15 protein-coding genes and 1 pseudogene are annotated in these 16387 nt (G+C 42.7%); 5 read left to right on the top strand and 11 right to left on the bottom strand.

Annotated features, from left to right (window positions below):
- Positions 1-305 precede the first annotated feature (305 nt).
- The 5 genes and pseudogenes from ASV53_RS26140 to ASV53_RS15685 form a co-directional block, all read right to left on the bottom strand.
- The gene (locus ASV53_RS26140; protein WP_275657105.1) at positions 306-428 is read right to left on the bottom strand and encodes a hypothetical protein; all 123 of its coding nucleotides are present in this window, start codon (positions 426-428) and stop codon (positions 306-308) included.
- A 421-nt stretch (positions 429-849) separates the two neighbouring features.
- Entirely contained in the window at positions 850-1338 is a 489-nt protein-coding gene (locus tag ASV53_RS15700; protein ID WP_141226258.1) for a hypothetical protein, read from the bottom strand.
- Between the two features lie 3 nt (positions 1339-1341).
- Positions 1342-1779, bottom strand: coding sequence for a DUF5675 family protein (locus ASV53_RS15695; RefSeq protein ID WP_094957766.1), 438 nt, complete (start codon positions 1777-1779; stop codon positions 1342-1344).
- 362 nt (positions 1780-2141) lie between these two features.
- Positions 2142-2396: pseudogene (locus tag ASV53_RS15690) on the bottom strand (IS1 family transposase); the annotation flags it as partial.
- 98 nt (positions 2397-2494) lie between these two features.
- Positions 2495-4402 carry a VPA1262 family protein gene (locus tag ASV53_RS15685; RefSeq protein WP_094957765.1) on the bottom strand — a complete coding sequence of 636 codons (1908 nt, stop codon included), beginning with the start codon at positions 4400-4402 and terminating at the stop codon, positions 2495-2497.
- A gap of 495 nt (positions 4403-4897) precedes the next feature.
- On the opposite strand from ASV53_RS15685, the gene ASV53_RS15680 reads away from it, so the two are divergent.
- Both ASV53_RS15680 and arsB read left to right on the top strand, forming a co-directional pair.
- The gene (locus tag ASV53_RS15680; RefSeq protein ID WP_094957764.1) at positions 4898-5269 is read left to right on the top strand and encodes an ArsR/SmtB family transcription factor; all 372 of its coding nucleotides are present in this window, start codon (positions 4898-4900) and stop codon (positions 5267-5269) included.
- A 141-nt stretch (positions 5270-5410) separates the two neighbouring features.
- The gene (gene arsB, locus ASV53_RS15675) at positions 5411-6436 is read left to right on the top strand and encodes an ACR3 family arsenite efflux transporter (RefSeq protein WP_094957763.1); all 1026 of its coding nucleotides are present in this window, start codon (positions 5411-5413) and stop codon (positions 6434-6436) included.
- Between the two features lie 151 nt (positions 6437-6587).
- Here the strand turns inward: arsB and ASV53_RS15670 are convergent, their stop codons facing one another.
- Positions 6588-6968: a hypothetical protein gene (locus ASV53_RS15670; RefSeq protein WP_094957762.1), complete on the bottom strand. Its 381-nt coding sequence runs from the start codon at positions 6966-6968 to the stop codon at positions 6588-6590.
- Between the two features lie 89 nt (positions 6969-7057).
- Positions 7058-7990 carry a LysR substrate-binding domain-containing protein gene (locus ASV53_RS15665; RefSeq protein WP_094957761.1) on the bottom strand — a complete coding sequence of 311 codons (933 nt, stop codon included), beginning with the start codon at positions 7988-7990 and terminating at the stop codon, positions 7058-7060.
- A gap of 90 nt (positions 7991-8080) precedes the next feature.
- Here ASV53_RS15665 and ASV53_RS15660 point away from each other — a divergent pair, with 90 nt between their 5' ends.
- The 3 genes from ASV53_RS15660 to ASV53_RS15650 all read left to right on the top strand — a co-directional run bounded on the left by ASV53_RS15660 (position 8081) and on the right by ASV53_RS15650 (position 10994).
- The gene (locus ASV53_RS15660; protein ID WP_094957760.1) at positions 8081-9037 is read left to right on the top strand and encodes a DMT family transporter; all 957 of its coding nucleotides are present in this window, start codon (positions 8081-8083) and stop codon (positions 9035-9037) included.
- A 42-nt stretch (positions 9038-9079) separates the two neighbouring features.
- Positions 9080-9964, top strand: coding sequence for a hypothetical protein (locus ASV53_RS15655; RefSeq protein ID WP_094957759.1), 885 nt, complete (start codon positions 9080-9082; stop codon positions 9962-9964).
- Positions 9965-10076: 112 nt separating this feature from the next.
- On the top strand, positions 10077-10994 hold the full coding sequence (locus tag ASV53_RS15650; protein WP_094957758.1) for a M14 family metallopeptidase: 918 nt from the start codon (positions 10077-10079) through the stop codon (positions 10992-10994).
- Between the two features lie 98 nt (positions 10995-11092).
- Here the strand turns inward: ASV53_RS15650 and ASV53_RS15645 are convergent, their stop codons facing one another.
- From ASV53_RS15645 to ASV53_RS15630, 4 genes are all read right to left on the bottom strand, one after another.
- Positions 11093-12223 (bottom strand): HlyD family secretion protein, encoded by a 1131-nt coding sequence (locus ASV53_RS15645; protein WP_094957757.1) that lies wholly within the window; start codon positions 12221-12223, stop codon positions 11093-11095.
- Entirely contained in the window at positions 12223-12639 is a 417-nt protein-coding gene (locus tag ASV53_RS15640) for a DUF3302 domain-containing protein (protein ID WP_094957756.1), read from the bottom strand. The genes ASV53_RS15645 and ASV53_RS15640 overlap by 1 nt, the downstream gene beginning before the upstream one ends.
- A 468-nt stretch (positions 12640-13107) precedes the next feature.
- Positions 13108-15210, bottom strand: a complete 2103-nt coding sequence (locus ASV53_RS15635; protein WP_094957755.1) for a methyl-accepting chemotaxis protein — start codon at positions 15208-15210, stop codon at positions 13108-13110.
- Positions 15207-16250: an SGNH/GDSL hydrolase family protein gene (locus ASV53_RS15630; RefSeq protein ID WP_094957754.1), complete on the bottom strand. Its 1044-nt coding sequence runs from the start codon at positions 16248-16250 to the stop codon at positions 15207-15209. Before ASV53_RS15630 ends, ASV53_RS15635 begins: the two co-directional genes overlap by 4 nt.
- Positions 16251-16387: the final 137 nt, after the last annotated feature.

The following is a 16387-nucleotide window of genomic DNA, read 5'->3' as shown; positions in this document are numbered from 1 at the left end:
ATACCACTCAGTAAAATAAACAAATTAGAAGCATTCCGATTTTATATGTAGGTAGGTCATTAAGCTTTCAAATACTTGCGATCTAAGACCACCTTTAAAGCAACTAACAGCCATTTTCTACGCAACTCTTACGCATAATTCGCGCTAGACCTGCTGCCCGGCATTATATCGCCACACCTGATAAGCAAAGGAACGAGGAGATATGTATATTCCCCATCAAAAGTGCATGATTAAAACATCATGCACTTATACGGTGCACCCTCTGTAATGTGGGTGTCACTCTTCAAGAGTTAGAGACGATTCAATTATCGTTTAGGCACTAACGATGAATAAGGGGTACCAGCTGGATTACTGTCACCGCCACATGCGGTAAGTAACAATGTACTCAGTGCCAGAATGCTTGCTTTTTTCATGTGTGTAAATTTCACGGATAAACCTTATAATTATTAAATGGTTAATTCGCGATGAGTAATACATCAAAAGCTATCTTTTCCCTATGTGTTAGAACATGTTTTTTAAAAAAACTAAGACAACTACGCTTTTTATTGCTTTACCTTGCTTTTACACATCAGGAAGGAAGCAGCCAACCAAAAAGAAACGAGCTATACAGAGAGCGCAAGCTCGCATAGCCCTCTTATATAGTGATATCTCCTCTCCCTCTATTTAAACTAACCTACCTGCGGGTTTTAGACGTAGCAGATAGGCCATAAAAAGTAACAATTATCAACTTTGTCAGAAAGATGGTCGCTGCTCTAAATTCAATGACCCGAGATAATGTTTTAGAGGGTGCAAAAGCAACTTTAATTTATCTGTTGTCGCCATAGTCGTTTGTCAGCTTTTGACAGACAATTAATCAACAACCTGAATAGATATCGACTCTAAGCGCTTAATAAGCCTCTGTGCAAATACACCTAAGTCTGAATTACCATTCTTAGAGTAATTTTTTAGTGCCTGAACAAGGTTATCCTTTTCTTGGTTAAGGTGTTCAGATTCCAAACCAGTTAAGTCGGTAAAAACAATACCATCTAATTCTTCCAGCCAATCCTGAAAAGAATCAGGATAATCTGACATCATACTTAATGTATATTCAGTGTTGGTCGTTAAAGCATTAACAATTAGTGGTGACACCTCTCCTGATATACCACCATCGCGTTTCGACCAAATATCGACCAATGTATTAATTATTGGTATCACTGAAACTGTTTCTTTTTTTCCTAAAATTAACTCAATTTCCGAATGATTTACCATCATCCAGTCTAACTTTAGTGAGTCTCTCTCTGGGGAGCTAAAAACTGGCAATGCAGCTAATGTAACTAATAAGACGATCACCCTAAACATAGATTAACTCTCTAGCTGGTTTGTGATTTTAATTTCAATATCTTGATATTTTGACATCTCAGAAAATATTTCTTTTATTGCTGCTTTGCTATTACCAACATAAAAGTGGCTGTCTTTTAGTACTCCCCACGTTTTCCCTGGCATTAAGCACCCTTCCGTATTTTTATGATAGTTACCAGGGTGGATAAGTATATATTTCCTGCCAGGGACATTTTTAAGCTCGTACACATTCTTATACCTATTACCTGTAAATGGTTTCACTTTGTAAGCCCCAGCAGCTATTCGCTTATCAGAGTTTTCAACTTTTGAATCTGGGCCCCCAGGCTCTAATACAAACCAACTTTTATTTACTCCTTCTATTGTCAGTTTTCCTAGAGTCGTTTCACCAAACTGCTTAATTCGCTTTACATTTATAGTAACTTTACTTCTGTTATCTACCATACCTAAGCCTTATATACAAACGAATGCAATGGTATATGTTACTCAACTTTTCAAACTAAAAAACAGTGGCTATAAAGATAATCGACGGACTCCAAGCCTTTACTATATTTACTATTATGTCATTTACATAAGCAGGTAAACTTACAAGAAAAAACCAGCTCCTTCCATAAAGGGATTGCGGTTTCGCCTTCTATTTTTAATAAGCAGGATTTAGAGAGCTTTAAAAGTCAGGTGGGGAAATACCTTAGTTAAGCGCCGTAACTGTGCTTAATAAAAAAGAATAAGAGTACGATGAAATAGTGATTAGGCTACACGAAAAGCGGGCTAAGCTCTTTATTGGGTCATGGCTCCAACCTTGTAGATCAATAGTAAAACTCTTGTTCGATAAAGGTGCCGATGACCCTATCGTGCCTTTCTTCTAATCTGGAGAAGCCGATAGTTTTTCGAACCAGTCGTTTCAAGCGAGCTCTTAAGGTGAGATTGGTTCGTTCAATCCTTTGCTTGTACGACTTACCGATGATGTACTTCTCTCTAGGTAAGCTCGCTGAATAAACGCGGTAATCATCTGTACAATAAAAAGGAATGATAAACTTCGGCAACAGACGTTGTAACTTATTTAATGCATCGGTGATCACACATTTTTACCGTTCTCGTAACCCACGTTTGGACAAAAGTGTTTCAGGGATTTTGCTAAATTAGCTAAATACGGATTAGCTTATGTATGGTGAACCTCCAAGTACGTGGCCAAATATTTTTGGCCACTACATAGCCCCTTTAACAGCGGTTCATTAAGCCAGTGAGATAAGATATCGCCTATCACATCACTATCAAAGAGTTCATCTCTTTTCCTTGATTGAACAGGGTTCAACTCACATGTTTTTGAGTTGTAGAGATGGGAGACTTTCTCTTTAGAAGAAGATAGTAAACTGTTCTTGTATTCAACAACCTTATACAAGACATCTGTAGGTATCGGAGTAATAAGTAACGGGAAGTTCTCGTTAGCGCTTTGGAAGGAATTTGATAGATGGTAGCCTTTGACAGGAAGCCCATTACCATCTGTCACTAGTATGTATCGATCGTGTAAACTACCATCACGAACACCGTAGATATTCACGGTTTTTTGCTGTATTAGCTTTTGATTATGGCTACACGCCCGCAATAATGTTTCAAGCCCTTTAGTAGCGGTGTCACTCTCTTTCTGATGATTCGTTCTAAAAACCGTGTAGTCAGAATTAGGAGCCGAACTCAATAGTATTAGAGCTAATCCAGCGTCTTCAAAATACGGGTCAAAAATCGTAATTGAATTGCCTTGGTTAGTTTGTGCTAGAGATTTAAACCATTCAGTGAACTGAAGTCTACCCTCACCAGAGCTCGTACCCCATTTAGGGAAAAAAGCACCATCTGACTTTTTAGGATGAATGCGGTCAAATGTTTTTCTCAAAGAACGGTTTATCGTAACCCAAGAGTCTGCTTTCCTAGTTGTCATTTTGTTTCGCATAGGAGAATTATTATTCTTTATCGATAATACTTTCGCAACACGATCTGACATCTGAGGAGTTACAGTTTTCTCTAACCACTCAAACTTATTAAATTCAGAAGATCCATTGACTAGACTTAGTTGAAAATTCATCTCCCTAATGAAGTGGGAAGTCCAACGATCACAAAGAATTAGCTCATCTTTCAAACCATTTCCACCATAAATGTCCAATGACATCGAGTCGGCAATGGAGTGAAGAGCATTACTAGTCTCGAAAGTGCATTCATAGTTACCGTCATCATTTGGGGTTGCTACTTTAAGTGATGAATAGAGAAGCTGCCCATCGTTCTCAATACGTAAATTGAACTGAAAGCGAGTGTATTGACGAATCTGAGTCGGTGTCAGACTAACATGAACCTCGTTTTTATCATTCGACCATCGAACACTCTTTAATGAACTCTCTTGCTCGTTAATTGAAGGGAGAATCATGAGTTCAATGTCACCAAACCGTTGTAGGTCACGGTCCTCAAACTTCAATCCCGTGTCTTGATTTAATTGTTCAATAACCATCGCGGTTAAGTCAGCGTTATAGCCTCCTTGAACAACAAATAGTTCTTGCTTATTGCTTTGAACAATAGAAGAACATAGCCCTCCAGCTCCTCCATGAGGGCTAGCAATAGTCCCAATTGGATGAGCATCCTGATTAATTAAATATGCAAGAGGCTTATATATAAGCTCTTCATGACTGAGTTTCACATCACCAAATAGGTCGCCAATCTTGTCCTGCCCAAAGCTCAGTCCACATGTTTCGTTAATGTTTCGAAGGCTTTCTCCTGAACAAAACCTCTCAATAACATTTTTGGCTTTAGATCCCTTCACATACAAATTAATCTTTTTAACTTGGGCTCGGTAGCTGCCGAAGGTCTTAAAGTTGTCATTGTCACTAAATGACCACGAGTTATTATCATAGCTGTAAGGTAGCAGCCGTCCATAAACGACTCGATTTTCAATAAAGTCACTACCTTCAATTCGTAATAACCATAGCTGTAGAGCACATGAGTGCTCCTCAGAAAATAACCTTTCGATGCGTTTATCGTTCAAGATAAAGTCAAGTTCGAATGGCATAAAGTCTTGACCTTTGACCATGGTTGTCCATACCTATGTGATGATTAGATTGTTAGAATTTAATTTGAAATAATACACGGTATATGTATGTCAAATGTATGAGCACCTTCACATTACCTCATCGCGTTAACGCCGAAAACCAGCTATCTGATCGTTTAATAGTGGTGCGGGGTAAGCCGTTGCCAATTTAAGGCACAAGACCACGATGCATTAGCTCATTTTATAGGAGAGCAAACTAGTCGTAAGAAGGTTTGGGGCATTTCCAAGTTAGCGATTAGAGCTGAACCGCGCTAACTGCACTTTCCTCACGCCCCCCTAAAAACCACCCAAACTGGAAACCGGAATTTCACCAAATTCATCGATTTTTTGAAAGTCATTTAGAAACAAACAGATAAGATAAAAAAGCCAGTCCAGTTTGGCCGGAAAGAATCCAGAACAGGACTGGAAACCACACAAACCAAAGATTTTTATCGTTCGCAACTTGATCATTTCAATAGTTCTTGTAGTATTGAATTCATGAACAGAGATAACGCTACGAAAGTTTTTGAATCCCTTTCTTCTGGTGTGCGTTTAGATGCTTGGCGTCTATTAGTCAAAGCGGGAAGTAAGGGCCTTGTGGCTGGCGAAATGGCGACCGAGATGGGTGTAGCACCAAACTCATTGTCATTTCATTTAAAGGCCATGTTCCATGCGGGGTTAGTAACAGTAACCAAAGAAGGGCGCTTCCAACGTTACCGCGCTGACATTCCTTTAATGCTTGATTTGATCGCGTACATGACAGAAGCATGCTGTGAAGATGAAAATAACGCCACATGCTCTCCACCATCGTCTAGCTCCATTTGTCCGAGCTGCGATCAAACACTCACTCAGAAACCGAGCCCTGAGTAATCTCGCCATTCAATAACTGAATTGGTTTAACTATTTAATGAATACACTTCCCTTTTCAATAAGGGGAGTCGTATTCACTCACCTTTCGTTTACTGAAAGTTTGTTCGCAAAACGACGGTATATAAATTCAAGGAACATAGCATGGGTATTTTCGAGCGCTTTTTAAGTGTATGGGTTGGCCTAGGTATGATTGTCGGCCTTTTTGCTGGCGTACTATTTCCCGACACTTTTATCGCTTTGGGTGATCTCCAATACGCACAGATCAATTTAGTGATTGCTGTGCTTATCTGGTTAATGATTTACCCAATGATGATGCAGGTTGATTTCACTTCGGTAAAAAACGTTCATCGTCGCCCTAAAGGGTTGATCATTACTGTGGTGGTTAACTGGTTGATCAAGCCTTTCTCTATGGCGCTGCTCGCGATGCTGTTCATGCGCTACATTTTTGGCCCGTGGATCAGCCCTGAACTTGGCGATCAATACATTGCAGGGATGATCTTGCTGGGTGTCGCACCTTGTACCGCAATGGTGTTTGTTTGGAGCCAGCTAACCAAAGGCGATGCAAACTACACCTTAGTGCAAGTGTCGATCAATGATTTGATCATGGTGGTGGCGTTCGCACCATTGGCGGCCTTTTTACTTGGGGTGACAGATGTAACCGTGCCTTGGGATACCTTAATCTTATCGGTATCGCTGTTTGTTGTAGTGCCTTTAGTGGCAGGTGTTATCACCCGTCGCGTTGTGAATAATCAAACTAAGCTCGATAAGCTGGGGGCGACCTTAAAGCCATTTTCAATTGTGGGTTTAGTCGGTACGGTGATTTTACTGTTTGGTTTCCAAGCACAAACCATTATAGATAATCCGCTTGATATCGTGCTCATTGCTGTGCCGTTATTGATTCAAACGTATCTGATTTTTGCTGTAACTTACATCTGGATGAAGAAATGGGGACAACCACATAATGTCGCGGCGCCAGGTGCCATGATAGGTGCATCCAACTTCTTTGAACTTGCGGTGGCAGTGGCGATTAGCCTATTTGGTATCCACTCTGGGGCGGCGTTAGCAACAGTCGTGGGGGTGTTAGTTGAGGTACCTGTGATGCTGTCGTTAGTAACTTATGCGAACAAAACGCGTGGGGAGTTCGCGATTAATGAAGCCACAAGTTAATCGCTAAATTTAATCTCTAGGCTTGATAAAAAACGGCTTACCACATAGGTGATAAGCCGTTTTTGTTTCTAGCACTTTCTAACAAGCATGGGGGGCTATTTAACAGAAGAACGACAGTGCTTCACAGCACCTAGCTGCTAGAGGCCAGAAATTAAAACTGGGTAGATTCACAATCGTAATAGTTTGCTTGTGCATCACTTAAAATGTTCACTGGCACGCCCATTACTGACACTTCAGATGGGATATCTAGGTGTACGTAGTTAGCACCTAGCTCTACTGCTGGCTCTAATACTTCACTGGCTAAACGTTCCATACCAAGGTTAGGAGTTGCGCGATCGGTGACTTTCCATTCACGTACTTCATTAAGTAGCAATTTACATTGCATCGCTTCTTTTGGTACCGCTTGGCCGATCAGTACTTCAGTACCATTTTGGCTGGTATGGCTTTCAACCAAACTTTCAGCGATGCTTGAACAACCCGCTGTTACTGCTAATACACTACCAATTAATAACACTTTTTTAAGTTGAGTCATGTTCTGCTCTTATTATGTTTAACAACGAACCTATAATACAGTGTACATTTAGTAATAATCAATAGGTTTGATGAAAAACATTATACTTTTTACTTAAACTGCTCTCTAAGCCAAGCCCGCAGTAGCAACACTGTTTCACGCCGTAGCTTATCGGGTCGGCATACAAAGTAAAAATCTTGATAAGGGTTTAATACTGATGGACCTACTTCTGTTAACACACCATGAGTTATATCGTCACGGACAAATTGGCGATGGGTAATGAGCACGCCTAACCGTCGAATCGTCGCTTGTACCGCTTGAATCGAAGCCGAAAAGGTTAAGTTATTTTGCTGATGGGGTAATGCTATGCCATTCGCCTCACACCACACCTGCCAATCATGTTTACGCCTATCATTGGTGACAAAAATGGGGGGGAAATAATTGAGTAACTGTTTGGCTTCATCAATGGAATTGGGGGCTGCTTTCAGGATGGTTTTCAATGTTGGATCGGTGACTTGCTCGATCATTTGAGGGCTACACACCATGATCAATTCATCGTCCCCTAGCTTTTCGCAATAATAGTCCTGCCATTCCTTCGGCTTACCATGGATAAGCGCAATATCGACCCCTTCGCGCTCTAATTCAAAGCTGCCGAGAATATTAGAAATACGCACATCAAGCTCTGGCATGGCTTGCTGAAAGTCAGGCACCCGTGGGATCCACCAATGCAGCGCGAGTGAGTGAACCATATTGATGGTCAGGTGCTTGTCGTGATGAATATCAACCAAGTCTTCTGTGGCTTCTACGATTTGCTCCAGTGCTGGCGCGACTTTTCGATAATACTTTTTGCCCACTTGGTTAAGCTCAACCCGTCGACCAATCCGATTAAATAATGGCTGATCAACCTGCTTTTCAAGTGCTTTTATGGCTTGGCTTATTGCCGAATGACTTACGCACAATACTGCGGCGGCTTCCGTCATGCTGCCCATTTCAGCCACAGCAACAAAAGCATATATTGATTTAAGCGGTACAAGCTTTCTCATCTGTAAGTTTTCCTAACATAGCTGTTCACTATTACTCGCTTTTTCTCTGGCATCAGGCCGCGTAGCCTTACAACATAGCAGGAGAAAAGCATGACGACAGATTACCGCCCCACTTTATTTATGATTGCCAGTACATTTACCCTATCGCTTAATGGCGTGTTAGCGAAATGGCTCAGTCATACCTTTACCGCAGAGTGGTTAAGTTTTCTACGCTTTGCTATACCAGCCATAATACTCTTCATTTTCTTGGCTTTTCAACATTGGCAACTACCACCGCGTAACATGTGGAAAGGCTTATTGGTACGCGCACTGTGTATTTCAGCTAGCCAATGGTGTTTCTTATACGCAATCGATCATCTCACCTTGGTCGAAACCGTGGTGCTATTCAGCACGGGGCCTTTGTTTATTCCTTTGTTAGAAAAACTGTTTTTTAGGGCCTCGATAAAATCAGCCACTTTCCTGAATCTTATCTTGATGTTTATCGGGGTGATGTTGCAAGCGGGCAACTCACAAGGTTTTGAATTAAAGCCCGAGCTATTACTTGGCTTAGCGGCGGGTATTTTTAATGCGGGATCGCAGCTTAGCCTATACCGTGCCAGTAAAGGCAGCCTGTCTCCTTCGGCTTTAAATGCGTGGACATTCAGTCTGGCGGCACTCATTTTACTGCCTGTGGTTGCGACAAGCGCAGTATCAGGCCAAGCGGTATTGGCGCATATGATGCCTTGGCAACAGACTCTCGAACCAGAAAGTGTCATTAATGGCCTTACTGTATTCGCTGTACCTGCCATGCTGCTGTTACTTTCATTGTGCATCATCAATACCCAAGTGATGCGAGCAAAAGCGTACCGATTAGCTGAATCAGGCTCTCAGCTGGCACCGCTTATTTTTACTAACTTGTTGTTCACTGTCGTTTGGCAAGTCACCTTATTTGATCAAGCGATGCCATGGAATAAAGTGGCTGGCGTTAGCATCATAGTGTTTGCAAGCTTGCTACATACCTTCCTCCCTATTATGAAGAAACGCGTTACGCTCGATCCCGCTCGCTAATGCTGCTACTGTTTTGATAATACAGATGAAAGGAAGCATCTTATGTCACTACTTAGCGCCACCAGCTTCACCAATATGGCTCGCCTTACGCTAGCGGCAAGCTTAGTCTATGTCGGTTACAGCATCAGTCAGTTCGGCCAACACCTGAGCCAGCTATCTCCTCTCATCGATGAAATTCAGCAGGTGCAGCTGCAAATCCCCGACATACTAGAACGGGTAGATACCATCACCGAACAAGTGCCTGACGTATTAGCGCAAGTGGATGCGATTAATCAGAAAATTGACCCTATTTTACAACGAGTCGATGACATTACGGCGCAAATACCCCCTATTTTGGCGCAAGTGGATGCAGTCGAAAAACAAATACCGCCGATTCTGGCCGAGTCTAAACAGCTTCGCCAGCAGGTGCCTGCGGTACTAAAACGGGTTGATTCAACCAATAAAAGCATCGCGGGGGTTTCTCGCCAAATTCCTGCGATATTGAATGAAAGTGAAGCAATACGTGCCGATGCGCCGGTACTTTTGGCAGATGCTCAGCAACTCGTCAGTGATGTTGAAACGGCTGGGCAGCAAGCCTCTGAAGGGTTTGTTTCTGGTGTGTTTACTGGGATTTTAAAAGCACCGCTTTCTATTTTGCCTGATGGCACCCCGCTGTTTTCTCGTGCTTCACTGTCAGATAAAGACGAAAAAATGATGCAAGAAACGGTCGTTGAATTATTAGCGTCCAATAAATTAGGTAGTAAGAAAACGTGGTATAACAGCAGCACTCAAATTGGTGGTGAGATCACACTCTTTGCCTCTAAGAGCGAACCCTCGCAGTGCCGAACGCTGAAAATAGAGTTAAGCAAAAAGCGTCGTCAGATTGAATCGCGGGCAACAGAAGTGTGTAAAGATAGCCAAGGGAAATGGCTGCCAAAGAATTCGTAAGACAAATGCATTTTCCTTTACAAACAAGCACCCTATGTGGTGCTTGTTTCATTCCTGCTGGTGATTTATCCTCAAGGCACAGTTACATTCAGTGGAAAAACGAAGGGAAATTATGAAAAGTTCGCACACTTACCCAATTGGTACTCCAGGCCAAAAATGGAGCGATGAAGAAAAAGCACAATGGCGAGCACAAGTCACGGTTAAGCGCTCTTACCAAGATGACGTTGTGACCAAGATTAACGCACTCTCAGACCGCTTTGATCTGACTCAATACGGCGCGCTTTCTTACGACACAGAACGCTTCCCTCTGCTTTCACTGAAAACAAAAAACTGGGATCCAGCGAAACCAACTGTGCTGATTTCGGGCGGTGTTCACGGCTACGAAACCAGTGGTGTGCACGGTGCAATCCAATTTTTAGATACTCAAGCTGAACGCTATAGCGACACATTCAATATTGTGGTTGCGCCTTGTGTTAGCCCTTGGGGTTACGAGACGATTAACCGTTGGAACCCGCTAGCGATTGATCCAAACCGTTCTTTCTTCGCCGATAGCCCAGCTGAAGAGTCGGCAGCGCTGATGCAGTTAGCCGCTTCATTAGGTGATGTGCTGGTTCATATTGATCTGCACGAAACCACAGATACTGACGAAGAAGAGTTCCGCCCTGCACTGTCTGCGCGTGATGGTAAAGAATACATCGAAGATAGCGTGCCAGATGGCTTCTACACGGTAGGTGACACTGAAAACCCACAAGCTGATTTCCAAAAAGCGGTGATTGATTCGGTTCGCCGCGTGACACACATTGCCCCACCAGACAGTGAAGGCAAGATCATTGGTGAGACAATCGAGCAAGAAGGCGTGATCAACTACCCAATGAAAGCCCTAAGCCTATGCAACGGCATCACTGACTGTACTTACGGCACCACGACAGAAGTCTACCCAGACAGTGAGCACGTAACAGATCAAGATTGTAATAACGCGCAAGTAGCGGCTATTACAGGTGCGCTTGATTACGTGAAAGCGCGTATCTAATCCAAACAATGCAATAACGTGACTCAAGAAAAAGGCGGTGAAGAATAATCTTCACCGCCTTTTCTCTTTCAACAACAAACACTTCACTGCATGTTGCGTTAGTGATCTAGGTACAAGAAGTTCTGCCAACTCTTCATACGAATGAGTACTTTACGCATAATCGACACATGCTCAAAACTGTCTGAGTAAACTGCGATTTCAACATTGGTTCCTTGCGGTAACGCATAGTGCGTAATGTCATCAATCATCCTCAATTTCACTAAAGGTCGACCTTGGCGACTCAGCATGTCAGAGCTGTACAAGGTTCCCTGTGCTTGCACTTGGCTTTCCCCAATAGCAGGCAAAACTTCAACTACTTCAGCTTGAAATGTTTTGCCCGGAATGGCGCGAAAAATCATGTCAGCTTTAAAGCCTGATTTTAACCGCAACAGCGAGTTCTGCCTAAATGCCCCCACAAAGAACTGCTCTTCTTGGTGTACAAAGGTCATCACTGTTCGTAACGGCATTGGCAATGCCATCATGCCTGGGCGCAAGGTTACTTGAGTAACATAGCCTGCAGTAGGCGCGTAAACGATGGTTTCATCCAAATCAAACTCCGCTTTACGCAGCATGGCTTGTACTTGTGCTGTCGTCGTATTTTCACCTAAAATTTCAGATTCAAAAGCCAATTTAGCACGTCGCTCTTCCGCAGTAGCGGCTTCTAAGCTTGCTTCTGCACTCAAATAAAACTGACGACGGTTATCAACATCTGATTTTGTGAATGCACCGCGTTTGTAGCCTTTTTCATAACGTTTAAATTGTGCCAAGGTGCGATCACGTTCAGCTTTCGCTTTTGCAACACTGGCTTGGCTGGCTTTATACCCAGCTTCCAGTTCCAACACGTCTTGCTCTGTTTCTGCTAACATCGCCCTTAAGCGGTTAACTTCAGCTTGGTATGGCGTAGGATCTATTTTAAACAGGACATCCCCTTTTTTAAGCAACACATTGGCTTCAACAGGAACTTCTGTCACACGGCCACGCACACCGGGAATAATCGGTGTACTCACGAAAAACTGTGTGCCTTGGCTAGTATGAGGGTGGTTGTAGTTCATCAATAGAATTAACGAACCAATCAAGATAACGCCACCAAGTACAGCCGTTGGTACCGTCCATTTGTTCAATGGAATATTGAAGGTTTTAAAAAGAAACACACACAATGCGGCGTATGTGAGGATTAAGAGTAAATCCATTACTTCTCCTCCCCTGTTTGATCAGACTGGCTCTGATTTCCTTGGGTATGATCGGTCTGAACCGAGCCTGACACAGGCTTTGGTGTGCCTTCAAGGGTTGCAATTTTATGGCTCAATAGCTCTACCTGAGCCGATAAGGTATTGATTTGATGATGCAACTCGTTCTGCTCAGCCTGAATTTTTTGAAAACCCCAGCCTCGGTCTTTACGCCACAAAGTTGCCCAAATCCATAGGAACGGCCAAAGCGCATGTAAGGTAAATAAGCTTACCCAACCAGCATAATGAATCGCATCTTGGTGCGGGTGGTCCCGTTCTTTGGATATTTCATACGGGATATCGTGTATCACAATAATACCGTAGAACAACACCAATGCGACAAAGACCAATAATCCGAGTGCAAAATAATCTAAAAACATCTTTTCTCCCTAAAAGATGACAACCTAATTTATTGTTCTGTTATATCTCATCCCCATTAAAACTAGCAGAATTCAAATAGAACTCATTAAATAACAATGAATAATCAACCATGAAGCATAATTTAGGCAAAATGAAACCGTTTTAAAATACCTGATGATTTATATACTGAGTGATGCAGAAAAAGGATACAGCCACTAGGTAAGTTTGCATATTTAACGTAATCGTATCTCCTCGCCAATAACTGTCCAACCTTCATAGCCGCACCACGTAACGGAGTCAGTTATTAAGCAACACGCTTTGCATTGGCTGGCGCCAGCAACTATGCCTAACGCTAGAGATGCATTGTAAGGGGTCCGGTGGGAAATGAAGGATGTTTGGGGATTGGGGTTTATATTAATATTTCAAGATGCAACAGAACCGTCAACAATAGTGACGGCTCTGTCAGCGCAGCAATAGATTAAATAATCCTAATATTTGAATTTATTTAACTTTTCTTCCACCTCACTAGTTTGTATCAACATACCTTGAGCCTCTTGGTTTGATGTCTCAGCCCCTTGAGCTGCTTTGATAGTGATATCAGTAATCGCATTGATATTACGATTAATATCTTCAGTCACCTGATGTTGTTCTTCTGAAGCAGTGGCTATTTGGCACATCATATCTTGAATCGTTGCTGTGGCTGCGACAACCGACTCTAACTCTAAAACTGCCGTTTTGCTGCTTTCTATACTGGCCTGTGTAAAGGTTCTGCCAGTTGTAATCGTATCGACTGTCAGTTTAATTTGACTTTGAAACTGGTTGATCATCTGCTGAATTTCTTCAGTGGAGTTTTGAGTTTTAGATGCTAACTGACGTACTTCGTCGGCCACAACTGCAAACCCACGTCCATGCTCTCCTGCCCGCGCAGCTTCAATCGCTGCATTTAAGGCCAGTAAGTTGGTTTGATCTGAAATACTACGGATCACCTCAAGAATGCTGCTGATCTGGTGGCTCTGCGTTTCTAATTCAACAATTGTCGTAGAGGATTGCTCCATTTCCTCCCCTAATTTATTGATAATATTGGCACTGTCATTGACTACATCACCACAGCGAGTTATCGACTGATTCACCTCTTCTACCGAACTTGCTGTGTTAGCCACATTGGTGGCTACTTCGCTTGCCGCAGAGGCCATTTCATTAATGGCGGTGGCAACTTGTTCCAGCTCCTGACGTTGCTGTTGTACATCTTGATGCGATGCTTCAGCAATACCTGCCGATCTATTGGCCGACAGTTTCAAATGATCAACTGAACCAGCAATATCGCGGATCATTCCCTGTAACGAGGCCATCAGATTATTAAGGCCGTTCATCAGAGCGCCGGTTTCATCTTTTCTTGTTACATCTAAACGGGAGGTTAGATCGCCACCAGCTCGGCCGAGCTGTTGAACAATGTTCACTACTTGCTGGATCGGCGTGGAAATACGTTTAGCCAAGATGTAGAGCATGGCAAGAGCTAAAACAGAAATCAACAGACCTGCTATTAGCTGGGCGTTAAGAAAATCACTGAAAGACGTCTTTAACTCTTTTTGTAAGGCATTGATGTCTTCTAATAGATCGGCTTTAGGAACCGCAATCCATAACATCCATGGGGTGTTGGTATTTCCTACTTTAATAGGGGTCACTAGGCTGGCGAATTCATCAGTAGAGTTCCACAACTGTTTGCCTGCTTGAAACTGGGATTTGCGCTGGTTCCAATCTGACAGTACTTCACCAAGTGGAGAGACAGGATCGGTATCACCAGCAACAACCCCCCGGTAGGTAATAATACTGACATGAGAGTTTTGACCAAATTGGTTTTCTTTCAGCCTAAGTGCCAGATCATTGATAAAGTTTACTGATAAATCGATTCCTATCATGCCGATAGTACTACCATTAGCTTTAATTGGGGCGACAAGATTAGCCATTAACACCTGTTTACCTTGGACATTATATGCCCATGGGTCGATTAGGCAGCTACGGCCACTCTCAAGTGGACAGAGATACCATTCACTAACGCGGGTCCCTATTTTGGTTTTATCTTGGATATAAAACCGATCAGAATCGACGGATGAGGGCTTCAGTTGGTTGTCGCTACCGCGGGTCCAGTACACGTTGAACTGCCCTTTGCCGTCGATAGCTTCGTAAAGCCCATCTTTTCCATCCCAAGCATTGGGTTCGAAAGCAATATATGCCCCTAGAAACTTTTGATTGCCAGCCAAAAGATCACGTACAACCAGAGAAAGATCTTCCCGGCTGAGCTTAGTTTGGCCGTCATCGTTGCTCGCCATTCCAGATAGCACACTGGCCAGAGCTTCAACAGAGTTCATGGCTACAGATAGCTGATTTTGGATCTGTTCTGAACGATATTTACTGGTATCTTCCAGTCGTTGAGTTTGCTCCTGATTGGCAAAGGAATGTGTTTTGTTGTATACCATTTCTTCAAGTTGATTAGAGTACTTTAGACCTACAAATAATACCGCAACGAGCGATATTAAAAGGCAACTTGCTGCGCCGATGATTATTTGATGACGTATGGATTTAAATGAAATCATAATGACTGTCCGGATTCGATGAGATCTGCGGCATGTTTCGCGATAATTTGGTGCATTGCAGTTGTAGGATGAAGGCCATCCCAGAACAGGTTATGATTTGGCTGGCTGATAACTTCCCCAGTCGCATAGCTATATGCTTCATCGGTCACGTTGGTGATGGTGACATCCAGATCGACATCACGGTACTGACCATTATTTTTCACATTATTAATAACCTTATTAAATAAGGTAAAAGTGTCAAAATAGAAAATGTCGATACTTGGATGAGTTATTACCAGTTTTTCTAGTCCTGATTTTAACGCTTGGTTGTGTGACAGGATAAACTGGGTCGCTTTCTCTTCTTTACCTGAAAACCATGGAGCATCGGTAAAATTGGGAATATTTGCAACTAAGATCTGTTTTGATCCAGCATCAATTAAAGTTTTCACGTCCGCAAGGGCATAGGATGCCGCCTTGTCTCCAGTTTGGTTAAGATCGCCGAACAAAGTGAACCACAAGTTGTTGGTTCCACTCATATAGCTGACCAACTCACTGCCACTGAACGGCCCCTGATTGGCAATACGCTGCTTAATTTGTTGCCCACTGTTTGCCAGAACATCAAGACCGGATAAGGCGGTGTAGCCGTTTGTGGCATCAATATCAATAAAGTTGCCCAAACCAGACATCGCCCCGCCGACAGCCCAATTAGTTCCTAACAGAGCTGCGCTTTCATAGTGATAGGTCACTAGTTTATCGTCTTGTTTTTTTAGAACCACTTTGCTCTCTATTTTTCCATGAGCGCGGGTTGGCGATGGCATTGCAAGAAAATGGGCCAGATATTCGGTCCAGACTGGTCCATTGCTAAAGTGACCGTTGAAGTTAGGTTCTGAGGCGCGAATACCAATTTTCCCAGAGGTATTTTTGCTCATCTCAATGGTGATCATATGTTTGTTGCCTATATCGGATAGGCTGTCACCAAAGTTTGAGATGGAATTGAAGTTTACGGCATGGATATAAAAAGGAACGAATGCAACAAGAGTCGCGAAGATGAATTTATTCATATTATACTTATTGGTTAGTGTGACTAATGATGTCAGGTATTTATCATTTTGTAGATCGAAGTAATGGCCATAGTAGCCGTGCTATTTTTTATTAAGCAGTATGTTTCAATGACACTAATTTACTTATGGAATTGTAT

The organism is Photobacterium sanguinicancri (genome assembly GCF_002265265.1).
Taxonomy (GTDB): Bacteria; Pseudomonadota; Gammaproteobacteria; order Enterobacterales; family Vibrionaceae; genus Photobacterium; species Photobacterium sanguinicancri.
This window is presented reverse-complemented; position numbering and strand designations above follow the sequence as displayed.